At 57.7% G+C, this 478-nt stretch carries 1 protein-coding gene; it reads right to left on the minus strand.

Annotated features, from left to right (window positions below; all coding sequences use genetic code 11):
• The coding region (locus tag ACZYSM_RS29370) for an autotransporter outer membrane beta-barrel domain-containing protein (RefSeq protein ID WP_489077198.1) at window positions 1-449 on the minus strand (449 nt) is incomplete at its 3' end.
• Window positions 450-478: the final 29 nt, after the last annotated feature.

Raw genomic sequence — 478 nt, forward strand, 5'->3', positions numbered from 1 at the left:
TAAAGCCCCGTGGTGTATCCGTCTACCTCGCCCTTTGCACGATACCCGGTGATATCGGAAGTGGTCGTGTTGCGGTCATTGCCATAGCCCGCCAGACCACCCAAACGCCAAGTGCTGCCGTTGCTACCGCTACCGCCTGCCAGGTCGCCGCCCAGCAGCACACTGTAGCGGTTTGCCTTCATTTTCAGTTGCCCACTGGAATCCTCGGAACGATTGTGACCACCACCCGTGCGCATCCATAAACTCGTCACCTTGTGCTCGCCGGTCACCGCGTCGGTGTATTCAGTTTCACCGAGACGATCGTCAAGGTTTGTAGTGAACATGCTATTCGCCGCAGCGAGGTTACCGATGTAAGCCCCCGCCTCTGGCCGCAGAACTTGAACACCCGGGCTAGGGTCAACGGGTGGCGTAACCGGGGGATCAACAGGAGGGATGACTGGAGGAGTCAGACTACTACTGAGGTACCAGTTATTAGCGT

The organism is Pseudomonas sp. F220 (assembly GCF_057813935.1).